The sequence below is a fragment of the Nonomuraea sp. NPDC005730 genome (assembly GCF_040630865.1).
Lineage (GTDB): Bacteria > Actinomycetota > Actinomycetes > Streptosporangiales > Streptosporangiaceae > Nonomuraea.
Map to the genome: position 1 here is coordinate 305,081 of NZ_JBEXYK010000001.1, position 17,298 is coordinate 322,378.

General features: G+C 72.5%; 15 protein-coding genes and 1 tRNA gene. 10 read left to right on the forward strand and 6 right to left on the reverse strand.

Going from position 1 to position 17,298, the window contains the following annotated elements:
* Positions 1-133 precede the first annotated feature (133 nt).
* Genes ABZ444_RS01400 through ABZ444_RS01410 form a run of 3 tightly spaced genes read left to right on the forward strand, consistent with a single transcriptional unit; the run spans position 134 to position 3,548 of the window.
* Positions 134-466, forward strand: coding sequence for a YciI family protein (locus ABZ444_RS01400; RefSeq protein WP_357991598.1), 333 nt, complete (start codon positions 134-136; stop codon positions 464-466).
* Entirely contained in the window at positions 459-1,703 is a 1,245-nt protein-coding gene (locus ABZ444_RS01405; protein ID WP_357991039.1) for a DUF6596 domain-containing protein, read from the forward strand. Before ABZ444_RS01400 ends, ABZ444_RS01405 begins: the two co-directional genes overlap by 8 nt.
* A gap of 30 nt (positions 1,704-1,733) precedes the next feature.
* Positions 1,734-3,548 carry a glycoside hydrolase family 15 protein gene (locus ABZ444_RS01410; RefSeq protein ID WP_357991042.1) on the forward strand — a complete coding sequence of 605 codons (1,815 nt, stop codon included), beginning with the start codon at positions 1,734-1,736 and terminating at the stop codon, positions 3,546-3,548.
* A 16-nt stretch (positions 3,549-3,564) separates the two neighbouring features.
* On the opposite strand, the gene ABZ444_RS01415 is transcribed toward ABZ444_RS01410, so the two are convergent.
* Positions 3,565-4,143, reverse strand: a complete 579-nt coding sequence (locus ABZ444_RS01415; protein ID WP_357991045.1) for a YbhB/YbcL family Raf kinase inhibitor-like protein — start codon at positions 4,141-4,143, stop codon at positions 3,565-3,567.
* 267 nt (positions 4,144-4,410) lie between these two features.
* Here ABZ444_RS01415 and ABZ444_RS01420 point away from each other — a divergent pair, with 267 nt between their 5' ends.
* The 3 genes from ABZ444_RS01420 to helR all read left to right on the forward strand — a co-directional run bounded on the left by ABZ444_RS01420 (position 4,411) and on the right by helR (position 8,366).
* Positions 4,411-4,683, forward strand: a complete 273-nt coding sequence (locus ABZ444_RS01420; RefSeq protein WP_357970802.1) for a GlsB/YeaQ/YmgE family stress response membrane protein — start codon at positions 4,411-4,413, stop codon at positions 4,681-4,683.
* Positions 4,684-4,853: 170 nt separating this feature from the next.
* The gene (locus tag ABZ444_RS01425; protein ID WP_357991048.1) at positions 4,854-5,834 is read left to right on the forward strand and encodes a sporulation protein; all 981 of its coding nucleotides are present in this window, start codon (positions 4,854-4,856) and stop codon (positions 5,832-5,834) included.
* 234 nt (positions 5,835-6,068) lie between these two features.
* The gene (helR, locus tag ABZ444_RS01430; protein ID WP_357991051.1) at positions 6,069-8,366 is read left to right on the forward strand and encodes an RNA polymerase recycling motor ATPase HelR; all 2,298 of its coding nucleotides are present in this window, start codon (positions 6,069-6,071) and stop codon (positions 8,364-8,366) included.
* Here helR and ABZ444_RS01435 read toward each other — a convergent pair.
* Both ABZ444_RS01435 and ABZ444_RS01440 read right to left on the reverse strand, forming a co-directional pair.
* Positions 8,314-9,510 (reverse strand): FAD-dependent oxidoreductase, encoded by a 1,197-nt coding sequence (locus ABZ444_RS01435; RefSeq protein ID WP_357991054.1) that lies wholly within the window; start codon positions 9,508-9,510, stop codon positions 8,314-8,316. The two genes, helR and ABZ444_RS01435, sit on opposite strands and share 53 nt — an antisense overlap.
* Before the next feature lie 94 nt (positions 9,511-9,604).
* On the reverse strand, positions 9,605-10,549 hold the full coding sequence (locus ABZ444_RS01440) for an RNA polymerase sigma-70 factor (RefSeq protein ID WP_357991057.1): 945 nt from the start codon (positions 10,547-10,549) through the stop codon (positions 9,605-9,607).
* Positions 10,550-10,662: 113 nt separating this feature from the next.
* On the opposite strand from ABZ444_RS01440, the gene ABZ444_RS01445 reads away from it, so the two are divergent.
* A complete protein-coding gene (locus tag ABZ444_RS01445) occupies positions 10,663-11,523 on the forward strand; it encodes an alpha/beta hydrolase (RefSeq protein ID WP_357991060.1) in 861 nt (286 codons plus the stop codon).
* Positions 11,524-11,544: 21 nt separating this feature from the next.
* On the opposite strand, the gene ABZ444_RS01450 is transcribed toward ABZ444_RS01445, so the two are convergent.
* From ABZ444_RS01450 to ABZ444_RS01460, 3 genes are all read right to left on the reverse strand, one after another.
* Positions 11,545-14,664, reverse strand: coding sequence for a BTAD domain-containing putative transcriptional regulator (locus tag ABZ444_RS01450; RefSeq protein ID WP_357991062.1), 3,120 nt, complete (start codon positions 14,662-14,664; stop codon positions 11,545-11,547).
* Positions 14,665-14,754: 90 nt separating this feature from the next.
* A complete protein-coding gene (locus ABZ444_RS01455) occupies positions 14,755-14,910 on the reverse strand; it encodes a hypothetical protein (RefSeq protein WP_357991065.1) in 156 nt (51 codons plus the stop codon).
* Between the two features lie 442 nt (positions 14,911-15,352).
* Positions 15,353-15,424: transfer RNA gene (locus ABZ444_RS01460), tRNA-Arg, on the reverse strand.
* Positions 15,425-15,538: 114 nt separating this feature from the next.
* Here ABZ444_RS01460 and ABZ444_RS01465 point away from each other — a divergent pair.
* The 3 genes from ABZ444_RS01465 to ABZ444_RS01475 all read left to right on the forward strand — a co-directional run bounded on the left by ABZ444_RS01465 (position 15,539) and on the right by ABZ444_RS01475 (position 17,147).
* Positions 15,539-15,925 (forward strand): response regulator, encoded by a 387-nt coding sequence (locus ABZ444_RS01465; protein ID WP_357991068.1) that lies wholly within the window; start codon positions 15,539-15,541, stop codon positions 15,923-15,925.
* Positions 15,926-16,047: 122 nt separating this feature from the next.
* Positions 16,048-16,710, forward strand: coding sequence for an AIM24 family protein (locus ABZ444_RS01470; RefSeq protein ID WP_357970841.1), 663 nt, complete (start codon positions 16,048-16,050; stop codon positions 16,708-16,710).
* 137 nt (positions 16,711-16,847) lie between these two features.
* Positions 16,848-17,147 (forward strand): winged helix-turn-helix domain-containing protein, encoded by a 300-nt coding sequence (locus ABZ444_RS01475; protein WP_352349708.1) that lies wholly within the window; start codon positions 16,848-16,850, stop codon positions 17,145-17,147.
* The last annotated feature ends 151 nt before the right edge of the window (positions 17,148-17,298 follow it).

The window sequence follows — 17,298 nt, forward strand, 5'->3', positions numbered from 1 at the left end:
TGTCGTGACAATGACCGGAGGGAACCGGAAAACTCATCGTCATGGCGTGTCCATCCGGGCGGGTCCCGTTCGTGGATACGGCGTACGGCGGGCCAGCCGTACGCCGACCGCGAAGGGGAACACCGTGAAGTACATGCTGCTGATCAACGCCGGCACCTCCGACGAGCAGGAGCCGGGCGACTTCCAGGAGTGGATGGCCTACGACAAGGCCGTCCGGGAGGCGGGCGTCCTGGTCGCCGGCGAGTCGCTGGCCGACCTCGTGACCGCCACCACCGTACGGGTGAGCGCCGACGGCACGCCCACCGTCACCGACGGCCCGTACGCCGAGACGCGCGAGGTCCTGGGCGGCTTCTACGTGATCGACGTGCCGGACCTCGACGCCGCCCTCGACTGGGCCGTGCGCTGCCCGGGTGCGCGCGGCGGCGGCTCGGTGGTCGTGCGCCCGGTCGCCGACTTCGATGCGTGAGATCGAGGCCGTCTTCCGTGAGGAGCGCGGCCGGCTGCTGGCCGCGCTCGTCCGCCGCTTCGGCGACCTCGACCTCGCCGAGGAGGTCACCTCCGACGCCGTCGAGGCGGCGCTGAGGCACTGGCCCGCCGAGGGCGTGCCGCCCAATCCGGGCGCGTGGCTGATGACCACCGCGCGGCGCAAGGCGGTCGACCGGCTCAGGCGCGAGCAGGCGCTCGCCACCCGGCTGGCCGTGCTGGCGGCGGAGGCCGAGCGGGCCGCCCCCGAAGCGCCCCCCGGTGAGGACGGCGGCCTGCCCGACGAACGGCTGCGGCTCTTCTTCACCTGCGCCCACCCCGCGCTGCCGGCCGAGGACCGCGGGGCGCTGACGTTGCGCTGCCTGGCCGGCCTGACCACCCCCGAGGTGGCGCGGGCCTACCTGGTGCCGGCCCAGACGATGGCCAAGCGCATCGTCCGGGCCAAGAAGAAGATCCGGGAGGCGCGCGTCCCGTTCCGCGTGCCCGAGGCCCACGAGCTGCCGGAACGGGTGCCCGGCGTGCTCCAGGTGATCTACTCGATCTTCACCGAGGGCTACGCGGCCAGCTCCGGGCCCTTCCTCCAGCGGCTCGACCTGGCCGAGGAGGCGATCAGGCTGGCCCGGATCCTGCGCCGGCTGCTGCCCGCCGAGCGGGAGGTCGCCGGGCTGCTGGCGCTGCTGCTGCTGGTGCACGCGCGGCGCGAGGCCCGTACCGGGCCCGAGGGGGAGCCGGTGCTGCTCGGCGAGCAGGACCGCGGCCTGTGGGACCGGGCCATGATCGAGGAGGGCTCGGCGCTGGTGGTGACCGCGCTCAGCGGCGGCCCGCCCGGCCCGTACGCCGTCCAGGCCGCGATCGCGGCGCTGCACGACGAGGCCCCGGACCTGGCCGCGACCGACTGGCCACAGGTCGTGGCCCTGTACGACGTGCTGCTCGCGCTCGACCCCTCCCCGGTGGTGGCGCTGAACAGGGCGGCGGCCGTGGCCATGCGCGACGGGCCCGAGGCCGGGCTGGCGCTGCTGGAGGAGCCGGCCGGGGCGCGGCGGCTGCGCGACTACCACCCCTACCTGCTGGCCCGCGCAGACCTGCTGCACCGGCTCGGCCGGTTGCCCGAGGCCGCCGAGGCGTACCGCGCCGCGCTCCGGACGGCCGGGAGCGAGCCCGAGCGCGCCCACGTCCGCCGCCGCCTGGCCGCGCTGGAGGAGGCCGGGCACGAGGTTTGAGCACCGCCCTGACCAGGGAGAACAGCTGCGATGGGTGGAGCAGACGGTGACCGCTACCTGCCGATCGCCGAGCACGGCCTCATCGGCGATCTGCGCAGCGTGGCCCTGGTCGGCACCGACGGCACCATCGACTGGTACTGCTGCCCGGCCTTCGACTCGCCCAGCGTGTTCGCCGCGATCCTCGACGCCGACCGGGGCGGGGCGTTCGAGCTGGCCACCGACGTGCCGGCGCGGACCAAGCAGTTCTACTTCCCCGACACCAACGTGCTCATCACCCGCTTCTTCACCGAGAGCGGGGTGGGCGAGATCCAGGACTTCATGCCGATCATCGGCGAGCCGGGCGGCAGCGGCCGGCAGCGGCTGATCCGCCGGGTGCTCTGCGTGCGCGGCTCGCTGCCGTTCCACACGAGGGTGGCTCCCCGCTTCGGCTACGGGGCCGACCCGCACGTCGTGCGCGAGGTCGACGGCCTGACCGTCTTCGAGTCCGCCCAGCTGACACTCGCGCTGAGCGCCACCGTGCCGGTCGAGTGCGACGGCCGCGACGTGCGGGCGTGCTTCACCCTCATGGAGGGCGAGTCGGAGGTGTTCGCGCTCGACCGGGTCGAGGCCGAGATCCCGCCCCTCGGCTGCCCGCACGTCGAGGCGGAGGAGGCGCTGACCGCCACGGTCGCGTTCTGGCGCAAATGGCTGTCGGCCTCCCGCTACCGGGGCAGGTGGCGGGAGATGGTCCACCGCTCGGCCCTGACGCTCAAGCTGCTGACGTACGCGCCGACCGGCGCGATCGTCGCCGCCCCGACGACCAGCCTGCCCGAGCTGATCGGCGGCGAGCGCAACTGGGACTACCGCTACCTGTGGGTCCGCGACGCCGCCTTCTGCGTCTACGCCCTGCTCCGGCTGGGCTTCACCGGCGAGGCCGAGGCGTTCATGTCGTTCCTGACCCGGCACGTCAGCCTGCGCCCCGCCGGCCCCAACGGCCCCCTCCAGATCATGTACGGCATCGACGGCCGTACCGACCTGCCCGAACGGCAGCTCGACCACCTGGAGGGCTACCGCGGCTCGGCCCCGGTGCGCATCGGCAACGCCGCCGCCGGCCAGCTCCAGCTCGACATCTACGGCGCCCTCCTCGACTCCGTCTACCTCTACGACAAATGGGGCAAGCCCATCTCCAGCGACCACTGGGACGCCGTCTGCGCCCTGGTCGACTGGGTCTGCGACAACTGGGACCAGCCCGACGAGGGCGTCTGGGAGACCAGGGGCGGGCGCAAGAAGTTCCTGTACTCCCGGCTGATGTGCTGGGTCGCCATCGAGCGCGCCATGCGCATGGCCGCCCACCGCGGCCTGCCCGCCGACATCCCCCACTGGCGCGGGGCGCGCGACGACCTCTACCGGCAGATCATGGCCCACGGCTGGTCCGCCGCGCGGCAGGCGTTCGTCCAGCACGAGGACGGCGACGTGCTCGACGCGGCGCTGCTGATGATGCCGCTGGCCAAGTTCGTCTCGCCCACCGACCCGAAGTGGCTGTCCACCCTCGACGCGCTCACCGCCGACCTGGTGTCCGACTCGCTGGTCTACCGCTACGACCCGGACGCCAGCCCCGACGGCCTGCGCGGCCAGGAGGGCACGTTCTCCATCTGCTCCTTCTGGTACGTCGAGGCGCTGGTCCGCGCCGGCCGGGTGGAGGAGGCCCGCCTGGCCTTCGAGAAGATGCTGACCTACGCCAACCACCTCGGCCTGTACGCCGAGGAGATCGGCCGGACGGGCGAGCAGCAGGGCAACTTCCCGCAGGCGTTCACCCACCTGGCCCTGATCAGCGCCGCCTTCAACCTCGACCGCGCCCTCGGCTGAGGGCGCTCCTGAGCGTTCAGGACTCGCCGGACAACACGGCCGTCCCCAGGGACGCGCCGGAGATCACCCTCGCCGCGGTCGTCGTGGACGAACCGGAGCCCAGTTCGGTCAGGGCGGCCCGGTCGAGGGCGTGCACGGTGAACTGGTAGGTGTTGACCGACCAGGGGGAGCACGGCCCCTGGTAGCCGTACAGGGTCGCGCTGCCGCGGTAGTAGATCTGCCGGGCTCCGGCGGGGGCCGCGGGACGGTAGGCGTGCTCGACGTTCTGCGGCAGCGAGGTCACGCCCGCCGGGATGTCGTAGATCACCCAGTGGATGAGGTTGTTGTTGTCGAGATCCCTCATGACCAGGGCGTAGCCGCGGGTCCCGGCCGGGCCGCCGCTCCAGGTCAGGGGCGGTGACTCGTTGCGCCGGCCGGGGTCGGTCTGGCCGCCGCTGGTGCACTCGTGCACCTTCGGGATGATCCCGCCCTGGGTGAAGGCGGTGCTGGTCAGGGTGAAGGCGGTGGCGTGCGCCGGCGCCGCGGCGGTCGTGGCGGCGGTCGTCGCGGTCGTCGCGGCGAGCAGGGCGTGCAGCACGATTCGTCTGACGGTCACAAAGGCTCCTGCGGGGGGTTCGGTGCGCCGTTCGTTCGCGTCTGCTGTTCGTGGGGTGTGCCCGCAGTGTAGGCACCGCGGGGCCGCCTCCGCCACCACCGCGAACGGCACACCCCCATGGATCCTGTCCGCCATGAACCGATATCAGGCTGAGTCGTCCGGTTTCTTTGTGATGCTGCTGGGAAGCAATGGCGCTGTCAGGCCGGGGGTCACTCCTCCCCCACGAGGGGTGACGACGCCCGGCGCGGCAGAACGGGAGTGTGAAGCGTGGAAGTCACCGGCATCATCTCCGCCCTCATCATCGGGCTCGTCATCGGCGTCATCGGCCGGCTGGTCGTGCCGGGCCGTCAGAGCATCCCCATCTGGCTCACGATCGTGATCGGCATCGTCGCGGCCCTCATCGGCACCGCGATCGCCGCCGCGGTCGGCGTCGCGGACACCCGCGGCATCGACTGGATAGAACTGGTCATCCAGGTGGTGCTCGCCGGTCTGGGGGTGGCCCTGGCGGCGGGCCTCTACGGCAGACGCGGCGTCCGGTAGAGCGGGACGCGCCGGGATCCCGGCGGGCGGCGAACGCGCCGCCCGCCGGGATCCTGCCGTTTTCGCCCCCTTGCGGGCAGACGATTTCGGCATGGCCGGAACCGGGGCCGGACGGAGATCGTTGTGCGGGGCGGCTGCACACATTCGATCTTCGACAGGGAGAACAAGCCGTGGTCTTCAAACGCATGCTGGGTGCCTTCGGCGTCGGCGCGCCCTCGGTGGACACCGTTCTGGCGACCCCGCGCGTCCAGCCGGGCGGCACGCTGTCCGGCGAGGTGCGGCTCAAGGGCGGCGACTTCGACGCCGAGATCGAGCACGTCACCCTCGGCCTGGTCGCCCGCGTGGAGTTCGAGCACGGCGACGGCGAGCACGCGGGGGCGGGGGAGTTCTTCCGCGTCCAGGTGTCGGGGCCGTTCCTGCTGCGTCAGGGCGCGGAGCGCACGATCCCCTTCGAGGTCGGCGTGCCGTGGGAGGCGCCGATCAGCCAGATCGGCGGGCAGCCGCTGCACGGCATGGCGCTGGGCGTGCGCACCGAGCTCGCCATCGCCAAGGCGGTCGACAAGGGCGACCTCGACGAGGTCGCGGTCGAGCCGCTGCCCTCCCAGCTGCGCATCCTGGAGGCGCTGCTGCAGCTCGGCTTCGCGTTCAAGTCCGCCGACCTGGAGGCCGGCCGCCTGTACGGCGTGCGCCAGGAGCTGCCGTTCTACCAGGAGATCGAGTTCCACCCGGCCGGCCGGTACGCCGGTGTGCTCGGCGAGCTCGAAGTGACCTTCGTGGCCGATCCGGCGGGGCTGGAGGTGGTCCTGGAGGCCGACAAGCGCGCCGGCCGCTACTCCGGCGACGCGATCGGCCGCTTCACCGTCAGCCACGCCGACGCCCTGCACACCGACTGGGCCGCCGAGCTCGACCGCTGGCTGTCCGGCCTGGCCTCGCACGCCCACGCGGGCTTCGCGCACGGCGACCACCACGGCCACGGCGACCACCACGGTCACCACGGTTACGGCCGTCACGAGCAGCACCACGGCGGGCCGGGCCTGGGCGCGGTGGCCGCGGCCGGCGCCGCCGGCGTGGTCGGCGGCCTGGTGGCGGGGGAGATCGTCGAGGAGATCTTCGAAGGCGACGAGGACGAGGGCGGCGACGGCGACTGGTGACCCTTGACCGGTGATCCGCCCGTCACGGGCGGGTCACCCGCTTCCGCTGCTCCGCGAAGCGAAGTCTGTGCCGCGGAGAGGGCAAAGTGGCAGAAAAAGGAGCTTCTACTCCTTTCCACTCTCAACGTATAGCGTACCGGGGGGCTTGCGGCAAGACCCCCGTCATGGCGCAGAATCGTCCGCCGAGGCCAGCAGCCTTGCCACGAAGACCGACCTCGTAGCGGAGCCACATACATGAATCCCCTGACCACCGGCGTGTTCGACCTGCCCGGCAACCTCGCCGCCAAGGCCGACCCGGCGCTGATCGCCGTCGACGAGCGACACTTCGCGGCCCTCGCCGAGAGCCTGGAGCAGTCGATCGCCGACCTGTCCGCCCGCCTCGACGCCGAACGCCTGGCCCCCGGCGGCAAGGGCCGGCAGGCGCTCGACCGGGACCTGGAGATCCACCGCCTGTCCGCCCGCCTGCGTACGCTGCGCCGCTTCGGCCTTGACCTGTGCCTCGGTCACATGGTCACCACCGACCACCCCGAACCGGTGTACATCGGACGGCTCGGCCTCACCGACAGCGACGGCCGCCGCCTGCTGCTCGACTGGCGTTCGCCCGCGGCCGAGCCGTTCTTCGGCGCCACCCACGCCAACCCCATGGGCCTGGCCAGCCGCCGCAGGTACCGCTGGACCCGCGGCCGGATCAGCGACTACTGGGACGAGGTGTTCACCGCCGACGGCTTCGAAGGCCACGCCGCGCTCGACGACCAGTCCGCGTTCATCGCCAGCCTGGGCGGCAACCGCTCGCCCAGGATGCGGGACGTGCTCGGCACCATCCAGGCCGACCAGGACGCCATCATCCGGGCCGGATCCCGCGGCGCCCTCGTCGTGGACGGCGGCCCCGGCACCGGCAAGACCGTCGTCGCCCTCCACCGCTCGGCCTACCTGCTCTACTCCGACCCCAGGCTCGGCCACCACCGGGGCGGCGTGCTGTTCGTCGGCCCGCACCAGCCCTACCTGGCCTACGTCGCCGACGTGCTGCCCAGCCTGGGGGAGGAGGGCGTGCGGACCTGCACCCTGCGCGACCTCGTGCCCGAGGGGGCGGCGGCGGCCCCCGAGCGGGACCCGGAGGTGGCGCGGCTGAAGGCGTCCGCGGACATGGTGAAGGCGATCGAGCCGGCCGTCAGGTTCTACGAGAACCCGCCCGCCAAGGGCATGACGGTCACCACGCACTGGGCGGACGTCTGGCTGAGCGCCGAGGACTGGGCCGAGGCGTTCCAGGCCGCCGAACCCGGCACCCCGCACAACGAGGCCCGCGACCAGATCTGGGCGGAACTGCTCACGATCCTCATCGACAAGCACGACAAGCACGACAAGCACGACAAGCACGACAAGCACGACGGGCACGGCGGACATGACGGCTCCGGCGAGGACGACGTCTCGCCGGAGCTGCTGCGCAGGTCGCTGCGGGCCAACCGGGAGCTGCTCACCGCCTTCAACCGCGCCTGGCCGCTGATCGAGCCCGCCGACCTGGTCGGCGACCTGTGGACGGTCCCCGCCTACCTGCGCCTGTGCGCCCCCTGGCTCGGCCCGGACGAGATCCGGCGGCTCCAGCGCGCGGACGCCCAGTCCTGGACGGTCTCCGACCTGCCCCTCCTGGACGCGGCCCGCCAGCGCCTCGGCGACCCGGAGGCGTCCGGCCGCAAGCGCCGGGAGGAGGCCGCCCTGGCCGTCCAGCGCGAGCGCATGGCCCAGGTCGTCGACAACCTGATCGAGGCCGACGACGACGGCGAGGGCCTGGTGACGCAGCTACGCCGGGCGGACCTCCAGCGCAACCTGGTGGACGAGTCGGAGCTGCCCACCGTGGAGCCGGACCTGCTCGCCGGGCCGTTCGCGCACGTCGTCGTGGACGAGGCCCAGGAGCTGACCGACGCCGAATGGCAGATGTTGCTGCTGCGCTGCCCGTCCAGGAGCTTCACCATCGTCGGCGACCGCGCCCAGGCCAGGCACGGGTTCACGGAGTCGTGGACGGAACGGCTCGGCCGGGTCGGCATCGACCGCGTCGAGCTGGCCACCCTGAGCGTCAACTACCGGACCCCGGCGGAGATCATGGCCGAGGCCGAGCCGGTCATCAGGGCGGCCCTGCCGGACGCCAACGTGCCGGCCTCCATCCGGGAGAGCGGCGTCCCCGTCACGCGCGGGCCGGTCGCCGAGCTGGGCACGATCCTCGACGCCTGGCTCGCCGCGAACCCCGAGGGGATCGCCTGCGTGATCGGGGACCCGGCCTTCCGGGAGCGGCCCCGGGTCCGGTCGCTGACGCCGGAGCTGTCGAAGGGGCTGGAGTTCGACCTGGTCGTCCTCGTCGATCCGGACCGGTTCGGCGAGGGCGGCGAGGGCGTCGAAGGCACGGTCGACCGTTACGTGGCGATGACCCGGGCGACCCGGCAGCTCGTCGTCCTCACGACCCCTGACGGGGGCCCGCCGCCGTCCGTCTTCAGGCACGCGCCCTGGCGGCGGCGGGGCCGGCCGGGGCGTTCGGGCGGGTGACGCGGCGGCGCCGGGCCGGCAGGCCCAGCATCGGGTTGGCGACGCCCCAGGCGGCGCTCTTGCAGACCAGCTCCTTGTAGACGGCGGCGACCCGCCCGGTCAGCACGGTGGGCACGGCGCGGTCGTCGGCGGTGACGAACTGGATCAGGCCGTTGCTCCGGCCCAGCGAGACGCACTGGTTGAAGTAGCGCAGCGGCGTGTTCGGCAACTTCCCGCCGGTCAGCCGCGCCGCGATCGAGTCGGCGGCCTGCCAGGCGGTCGGGATCCCCGACGCGCACGACATCCGCAGCGGCTTGTCGCCGGGGCCCATCGCCATGGCGGCGTCGCCGACGGCGTACACGTTCGGGTGCGAGACCGAGCGCATGGTCGCGTCGACCACGATCTGGCCGGTGCCGGTGACCTCCAGGGTGGTCGCCCGCGGGATCGGGTGCACGGCGAAGCCGGCCGTCCAGACGGTCACCTCGGCCGGGATGGGCTCGCCGTCGGTGATGACGCGGCCGGCCTCGACGCCGGTGACGGCCGTGTGCTCGTGCACGCTCACCCCGAGCCCGGCGAGGACCTTCCGCACGTGCGCGCGGCCCTTCGGCGAGAGCCAGTCGCCGAGACCGCCGCGGGCGGCGAGGGCGACGTCGAGGTCGGGACGGGCCTCGGCGATCTCGGTCGCGGCCTCCAGCCCGGTGAGCCCGCCGCCGACGACGACCACGCGCTGCCCGGCGTCGAGCCGGGCCAGCCGCTCGCGCAGCCGCAGCGCGCCCGGACGGCCGGCGACGTCGTAGGCGTGCTCGGCGGTCCCGGGCACGCTCTCGGCGTTCCAGCCGCTGCCGAGCGCGTAGACCAGCGTGTCGTAGGCCAGCTCCTCGGCGCCGTCCGCGCCGGTGACGGTGACGGTCCCGCGGTCGGCGTCGAGGCCGGTGACCGTCCCGAGCCGCAGCTCGACGCCGGTGCCGGCGAACATCTCGCGGAACGGCCTGGGCCTGAGGTCCTGCCCGGTCGCCACCTGGTGCAGGCGGACGCGTTCCACGAAGTCGGGCTCGGCGTTGACGAGGGTGATGGCGACGTCCTCGTGGCTCAGCCGCCTGGCGAGGCGGCCGGCGACGACGGCTCCGGTGTAGCCGGCTCCGAGGACGATGATGCGGTGCTGCATTTCCTCGCTCCTGTCTGACGCGGGTTCGCCACCTGAACCGGACGGCCCGCGTTTTCCTGACAGGATCACGATGTGAAGCGCGTCACACCCTGCCTCAGAAGACTCTGAACAGCGGCTCCCCGTGGTCGGTGGCCGCCCAGCGCGTGGTGGCGCGGTCGAGCTTGTCGGGGTTGACCTGGTTGCGGAACGCGGCGATGCCCTCGCCGGTGACCTCCAGGCACATGACGCCGACGACCCGGCCGTCGATGACCGCCACGACGGCCGGCTCCCCGTTGGCGGTCCAGGGGTAGATCTCGGGCGAGCCGCCGATGATGGCGCGCTTGGCCTTGCCCGGCTTGACCAGGCCCCAAAGGAACTTCGCGACCGCGACGGCGCCCACGAACGCCTTGGCGCGGGCCGGGACCTTGCCGCCGCCGTCGCCGATCGCGACGGCGTCCTGGGTGAGCAGGCGTACCAGCGGCTCGGTCTGCCCGCTGGTGGCGGCGGCCAGGAACTCCTCGACGATCCGCCGGGCGGCGGCCTCGTCGACCTCGGTGCGGGCCCGGCCGTCGGCGACGTGCTTCTTGGCGCGGTGGAAGATCTGCTGGCTGGCCGACTCGGTGATGTCGAGGATCTCGGCGATCTCCCGGTGGGAGTGGTCGAAGGCGGCCCGCAGCACATAGACCGCCCGCTCGTTGGGGGACAGGCGTTCCATCAGCGTGAGGACGGCGTACGAGACCGATTCGCGCTGCTCGGCGGTCTCGGCCGGGCCGAGCATCGGGTCGCCGGCGAGCAGCGGCTCGGGCAGCCACTCCCCGACGTACGTCTCGCGGCGCGCCCGCGCGGAGCCGAGCTGGTTGAGGCACAGGTTGGTGAGCACCTTCGTCAGCCACGCCTCGGGCACCTCGACGTGGCCCGTGTCGGCGGACTGCCAGCGCAGGAACGTCTCCTGCACGGCGTCCTCGGCCTCCGCGGCGGAGCCGAGCAGGCGGTAGGCGATGGCCTCCAGGCGGGGTCTGGCGGCCACGAACCGGTCGACGTCGTCCACGGTCAAAGGCATGGCCCGATCCTAGAACGTCCCCTTATGCGGCGGAACTCCGGTTAAGCTGCCTTTCCCCACGCTCTTGCCCGAGGCGGGTGTTGATCGGCGACGGTCCTGGGTAGAGGCGGCCGATGTTCGACGACTTCGCGACCGGCATGATCGACGTCGGCGAGACCGAGCTGTTCGTCCGCCACGGCGGCTCCGGAACGCCTGTCCTGCTGCTCCACGGCCACCCCCGCACCCACGCGACCTGGCACCGCGTCGCGCCCCTCCTGGCTCCCCACCACACGGTGGTCTGCCCCGATCTGCGCGGGTACGGCCGCTCGGGCAAGCCGCCCACCACCCCCGACCACGCCCCCTACTCCAAGCGGGCCATGGCCCGCGACATGGTCGCCCTCATGCGCTCGCTGGGCCACGAACGGTTCGCCGTCGCCGGCCACGACCGCGGCGCCTACGTCGCCCACCGCCTGGCCGCCGACCACCCGGGCGCCGTCACCCGCCTGGTCGTGATGGACGGCATCCCCATCGGCGAGGCGCTGGCCAGGGCCGACGCCCGCTTCGCGGCGTCCTGGTGGCACTGGTTCTTCCTCGGCCAGACCGCCAAGCCCGCCGAACGCGTCATCAACGCCGACCCCGACGCCTGGTACAAGGGGAGCGCCGAGCAGATGGGCCAGGAGGCGTACGAGGACTACCGCCGGGCCATCCACGACCCGGACACCGTCCACGCGATGTGCGAGGACTACCGCGCCGGCCTGACCGTCGACCGCGCGGCCGACGACGCCGACCGCGCCGCCTCCCGCCGGCTCACCTGCCCCACCCTGTTCCTCTGGACGTCCAAGGACGACATGGAGGACCTGTACGGCGACCCGCTGGCGATCTGGCGCACCTGGGCCGACGACGTGACCGGCCACCCGATCGACAGCGGCCACCACGTGGCCGAGGAAGCCCCGGACGAACTGGCCGCCTCCCTGCTCGTGTTCCTGCGCCGCTGACCTCGAACCCGTCGCCCCCGCTCAGCCCGCGGCGACCCCGGACGGATCCGCGCGCAGGGCCAGGAGCCGGTCCATCGCCTCCTGCCGCGGCAGGTCCGCGCCACGCCGGTACGCCTCCTGGTAACCCGCGTCGCCGAGCCGCCCGGCCAGGACGGGCACCAGCCGCCGCAGATCGGGGTCGCCCTCGTCGAAGACGCCCCTGATCACGTGGCTCATGCCGAGCGCCGTCGCGGCCCCCGCCGGGTCGCCCTCCAGCCCGAGCAGCCTGGCCAGCAGCTCCGCGGCCCGGGCCATGGCGTTGGCGTTGGTGTGCCCGAGCACGCCGCGCATCGCGCGGGGCAGCAGCTCGCGTGCCCGTTCCGCCGCGCCCTCGGTCACGAGGACGGCCATCCGGGAGGACACGATCACGTCGCCGTTCAGCTGGGGCGGGCCGGGCAGCCGGTGGACGACCGTCTCCAGCTCGGCCACGACCTCATGGGCCCGGTCCAGGTCGCCGGCGTGGCGGTGCACCTCGGCGAGCGGGAACAACATGCTGGCCTCCAGCCGCCGGTGGCCGTGTTCGCGAGCCACGCGTCGCGCGGCGTGGATGTCGTGCAGCGCGCCGTCCAGGTCGCCGCCGCGCATGCGGTTCTGGGCGAGATGCGACTTGGTGATGAACAGGTGTTCCTCGGTGCCCAGCTCGGCGGCGATCGCGACGGCTCGCTCGCAGGCCGCGACCGCGCGTTCGTGCTCGCCGCGCAGGCCGTGGACGCGGCTCTGCCGTACCAGGCTCATCACCAGGCCCCAGCGGTCACCGACCTGCTGGAACAGGCGCAGCGCCTCGTCCCTGTGGCGGGCCCCGGTCTCCTGATCGCCCTGTTCCGTGAGCAGGAAGTCGTAGGCCCAGCGGGCGCTGGCGCGCACCCAGGGGTCGGGGGAGTCCAGGGCCTCCAGGTCTCCGGCGTCCTGGCTGGTGAGCCTGGACAGGCGGAGCAACGGCAGCGCGTTGTGGAACTTCGTCACCCCCGGACGGCTCAGGTTCTCCCGGACCTCCGGCCCGCCCCGCCGGCCCGCCGTCGCCCGTACCACCTCGAAGGCGGTACGGGCGTCGGCCGGCAGCTCGTCGCCGAACGCCAGCACCTCGCCCAGGAACGCGTCGGACTCGGTGGACATCCCGCGCATGCCCCAGTACCAGATCATGGACCTGACGAACCGGGCCGCCGTGGCCGCGTCGCCCGCCCCGATGGCGGCCCGCAGCACGGCGACCAGGTTGTCGTGCTCGGCGTCGAAGACCTCGACGGCGCGCAGCTGCTCCCCGGTACGCAGCAGCGGCTCGTTCTCCTCGGCCAGCGCCAGGAAGTACGCGCTGAAGCGGTCGCTGATCGGCGGCTCGTCGAGCTGGGCCGCCGCATGGGCGCGGACGGTCTCCAGCATCCGGTACCTGTCCCCGACCTGCTGGATCATGGACTTCTCGACCAGCGCGCCCGCGACGTACACCACGTCGGCGGCGGGCAGGGACGCGTCGGAGCAGATCGCCTCCAGCGCGGCCAGGTCGGCTCCGCCGGGGAAGGCGGCCAGCCGGGCGGCCAGCACCCGCTCGGGCTCCTCCAGCAGGTCCCAGCTCCACTCCACCAGCGCGAGCAGCGTGCGCTGGCGCGGCAGCGCGGTCCTGCTGCCCGAGGTGAGCAGGCGGAAACGATCGTCCAGGCGCTGGGCGATCTGCGTCACGCTCATCGCCCGCAGCTTGGCCGCGGCCAGTTCGAGCGCCAGCGGCATGCCGTCCAGCCGGCGGCAGATCTCCACCGTGGGCCCCAGCGTGGCACGGTCGAGCGCGAACCCCTGGCGCACCCTGCCCGCCCGCTCGACGAACAGCCGCACGGCGTCCGACTCGGCGGCCTCGGCCAGATCCGCGTCCCGCACGGGCAGGCCGAGCGGGCCGAGGTGGCACAGGGCCTCGCCGTCGATCGCCAGAGCCTCCCTGCCGGTGGCCAGGATGCGCAGCTGCGGAAGCCGGCCGAGCAGCTGCTCGGCGAGCTCGGCGGCCGCCTCCAGCAGGTGCTCGCAGTTGTCCAGCACCAGCACGGCCGGCCCGACGTCGAGCTGGGCGGCCAGCCGGGCCGGCGCGGGAGCCTGCGGCTTGAACCCGCCCTCGAACAGGCCGCCGCAGGCGCTGAGCACCGCGTCCGCGATCTGATCCGGTTGGGTGACCCCGGCGAGCGGGACGAACCACGCCCGTTCCCCGACGTGCTCGGCGGCCTCCAGCGCCAGCCTGGTCTTGCCCGCGCCGCCCGGCCCGACGATCGTCACCAGCCGCGCCTCGGCGAGCAGCAGGGCGAGCTCGCCGAGCTCACGCTCCCGGCCGACGAAGGTGGTGAGCCTGGCCGGGAGCCGGCTGGACGCGGCCTGCGGCCGTACGGCGGGCCGGCTCAGCTCCCCGCGCAGGAGGGCGAGGTGGACCGCGCGGAGCTCGGGCGAGGGGTCGATGCCCAGCTCGTCGCCGAGCCTGCCGCGGACCTCGTCGTACACGGCCAGCGCCTCCGACTGGCGTCCGGCGGCCGACAGGGCCCGGATCCGCAGCTCGGCCAGGCGCTCGCTCAGCGGCCGGGCGACAGCCGCGACACGCAGGTCGGCCAGCACCTCGGAGTGGCGGCCGAGCCGTACCTCCGCGTCGAAGAAGTCCTCGGCGACGGTGGCGCGCAACTCCTCCAGCCGCGCCGCCACGTTACGGGCGAACGGGGCCTCCAGCACGTCCGCCAGCGCGTCGCCGCGCCACTGCTCCAGGGCGGCGCGGAGCAAGGAGGAGGCCTCCCGCGGCCGGCCGGCCGCGAGCTCCCGCCTGGCCTGCCCGGCGAGCTGCTCGAACCGGTGGGTGTCCACGTCCTCGGGACGCAGCGGCAGCCGGTATCCGCCGGCCACCAGCTCCACGGACTCCGCCCCGCCCAGCGTCCTGCGCAACCGGGAGACCAGCCCGTGCAGCGCGTTGACGGCCCCGGCCGGGGGATCCTCGCCCCAGATGCAGTCGATCAGCGCGTCCGCCGACACCGGCCGACCGGCCTCCAATGCGAGCCGCGCCAGCAGCACCCGCAGACGTACGCCGGGAATGTCGATCGGGCAGGCGTCGTCAGACGCGGCCGCAACCGGGCCAAGGAGGGAAATCTGCACCCAGACACCCTCCCACCCACCCCTCCCCGAACAACCGCCGCACCCTGCCGCCCGGAACCCCGTGGTCAGCGGGGCCGACCATGCTGTGGGCTAATCGACGAACGTGTATTCCTCCCGATGCAGCTCGAAATCGACAAATTCGATGACCAGCAGGGTGATGTCGTCCGGACCACCGTGCGCCGCGGCGACAGCCTCGAGGCGATCAGCCGCTTCCGCCGATCCGCCGGGTCCACTCTGGATCTCCATCAGCAGCGAGTGAGGAACCGCCGCGCTCAGTCCACCCGTGCACAGCAAGATGCAAGCCCGGTGGCAAGGCCCAACCGAAGGAGGGCCGCGGCAGCCGATTGCCCAACCACATAGCCCGCTCAGCCGAAGTCGGCAACCGTCACGGCCCGAGCCTGCGACTCCCACCTCATGCTGGCCATCCAGCACGTCACAGGCGAGCTCACGCCCATCGTGGCCGCCGACGAGTGTCAGCACCGGGTGGCACGGGGATCTGCTGATGCGGGCAGATATCAACGCAGACGAGGAAGGAAGACCGGCCGGTGAGCGGGCTCGATCTGGTCCACAACGGGTCCACAAGCAGTGAGCTACAACGAGAACGGGCGGGGCTCCGTGAGACTGGAGGCCCGCCCGTATCTGTGATGATTGTCCTGGTCAGCGACCTGAATTGCTGATCAAGATTGTGTGCCCCCTGTAGGATTCGAACCTACGCACCCGGCTCCGGAGGCCGGTGCTCTATCCCCTGAGCTAAGGGGGCGACGAGTGATAAGGCTATCAGCATCCGGGGACCACTCGGCACCAGATAACGCTCCTTGAACGCATCCCGCGAAAACCCCACGTGACCGCCCCGCTACGGGCTAGCTTTGCGCCCGTGAGCGACGTTCTTGGCAAAGTACTGGTCGTGGATGACGACGAGGTCATCCGGCAGCTCATCGCGGTCAACCTGAACCTCGAGGGGTTCGAGGTGTCGACCGCCACCGATGGGCAGGACTGTCTGGATCGCGTGATGGACGTCATGCCGGATGTGATCACGCTCGACGTGATGATGCCCTGCCTGGACGGGTGGGCGACGGCGGAGAAGTTGCGTACGGAGGAGGCGACCAGTCACATCAAGGTCGTCCTGATCACGGCGCGGGCGCAGGACGACGACCGGAGGCGGGGGCTGGGGATCGGGGTCGACGCGTACCTGACCAAGCCGTTCGATCCGGCCGAGCTCATTCAGGTCGTGCGGGAACTCGCTTCCGGGGCGCTGAGTTGATGGGGTTGTAGAACGGCGCCGGAGTGGTGCGCCGGAGGCGGTGGGAGCGGCGGAGGTGACGCCGCTCGGGCCGGCTCCGGGTGCACGTCGGCGGCGACGACCATCGACGTGAGAGGCGCGACGTGCGTAGTTCGATCTTCGGCAACCTGGCCGGTCAGCCGCTTCCCGGCGGGTTCGCGCTGGAGAACCACAAGATGCTGCGGGTCCAGTTGCCGCACGAGGTGCTTGCCAAGCAGGGGTCCATGGTCGCCTTCCAGGGGCAGATGGACTTCGACTACGAGGGCGGCGGGCTCGGCAGGCTGCTGAAGAAGGCCGTGACGGGGGAGGGGGCCTCCCTCATGCGGGTGCGCGGCCAGGGGCTGCTCTATCTGGCCGACAACGCCGATGACATCCACCTCTTCTACCTGGAGAACGAGGGGCTGACGGTCAACGGGCGGAACCTGCTGGCGTTCGGGCCGGAGCTCAAGTGGGACATCCAGCGGGTACAGGGGGCCGGGGTCGCGGCCGGCGGGCTGTTCAACACCACGGTGACCGGCACCGGGTGGGTGGCGGTGACCACGCACGGCACGCCGGTGCTGCTGGACGTGGCGCGGATGCCGACGTTCGTGGACGGGCAGGCGGCGGTGTGCTGGAGCACGGGGCTGCAGGTCGGGGTCAACCGCACGGTGAAGGTGGGGGCCTTGATCGGGCGGGGGAGCGGCGAGGCCATGCAGCTGGCGTTCCGGGGGCAGGGGTTCGTGCTGGTGCAGGCCAGCGAAGGGGCGCCGGTGGTGCAGACGTCGTGAGGCCGTGCGGGCCGCTGGTGCGGGCGTCGTGAGGCCGTACGGGCGGTGGTGCTCGTACGGGGGCGGCGAGGCTGTGCGGTCCAGGGTGGGGTTGGGCGAGCGTGGACAGGTAATTAGCTTATTGCCATACTGGCTCGGTGGATGTGGATCTGGTCAAGGCGCTGGCCAGTGACAAGCGGCTGCTCATCCTTGAGTGGCTGCGCGACCCCGAGCGGCACTTCGGCCCCCAGCGCGACGGCGATCTCGTACGCGACGGCGTCTGTTCGCTGTTCATCGCCGAGAAGCTGGGCGTGAGCCGGCCCACCTGCGGCGAGCATCTCAAGGTGCTGGCCCAGGCGGGGCTGATCCGGGGAACGAAGATCAAGCAGTGGGTGTTCTACCAGCGCGACGAAGGCCGGATCGCCAAGGCCAAGGAGATGTTGAGCAGTGACTGGTGACGCGGCTGACGCCTACGAAGGTCCCGACGCCTACAAAGGGTCCGAGGGCGAGGAAGGGTCCGAGGGCGAGGAAGGGTCCGAGGGCGAGGAAGGGTCCGAGGGCGAGGAAGGGTCCGAGGGCGAGGAAGGGTCCGAGGGCGAGGAAGGGTCC

Coding starts and splice junctions, on each gene's coding strand:
- helR (WP_357991051.1), top strand. CDS start 6,069: ATGAATCCCCTGACCACCGGCGTGTTCGACCTGCCCGGCAACCTCGCC.
- ABZ444_RS01410 (WP_357991042.1), top strand. CDS start 1,734: ATGGGTGGAGCAGACGGTGACCGCTACCTGCCGATCGCCGAGCACGGC.
- ABZ444_RS01440 (WP_357991057.1), bottom strand. CDS start 10,549: ATGCCTTTGACCGTGGACGACGTCGACCGGTTCGTGGCCGCCAGACCC.
- ABZ444_RS01400 (WP_357991598.1), top strand. CDS start 134: ATGCTGCTGATCAACGCCGGCACCTCCGACGAGCAGGAGCCGGGCGAC.
- ABZ444_RS01455 (WP_357991065.1), bottom strand. CDS start 14,910: ATGGAGATCCAGAGTGGACCCGGCGGATCGGCGGAAGCGGCTGATCGC.
- ABZ444_RS01445 (WP_357991060.1), top strand. CDS start 10,663: ATGTTCGACGACTTCGCGACCGGCATGATCGACGTCGGCGAGACCGAG.
- ABZ444_RS01435 (WP_357991054.1), bottom strand. CDS start 9,510: ATGCAGCACCGCATCATCGTCCTCGGAGCCGGCTACACCGGAGCCGTC.
- ABZ444_RS01405 (WP_357991039.1), top strand. CDS start 459: ATGCGTGAGATCGAGGCCGTCTTCCGTGAGGAGCGCGGCCGGCTGCTG.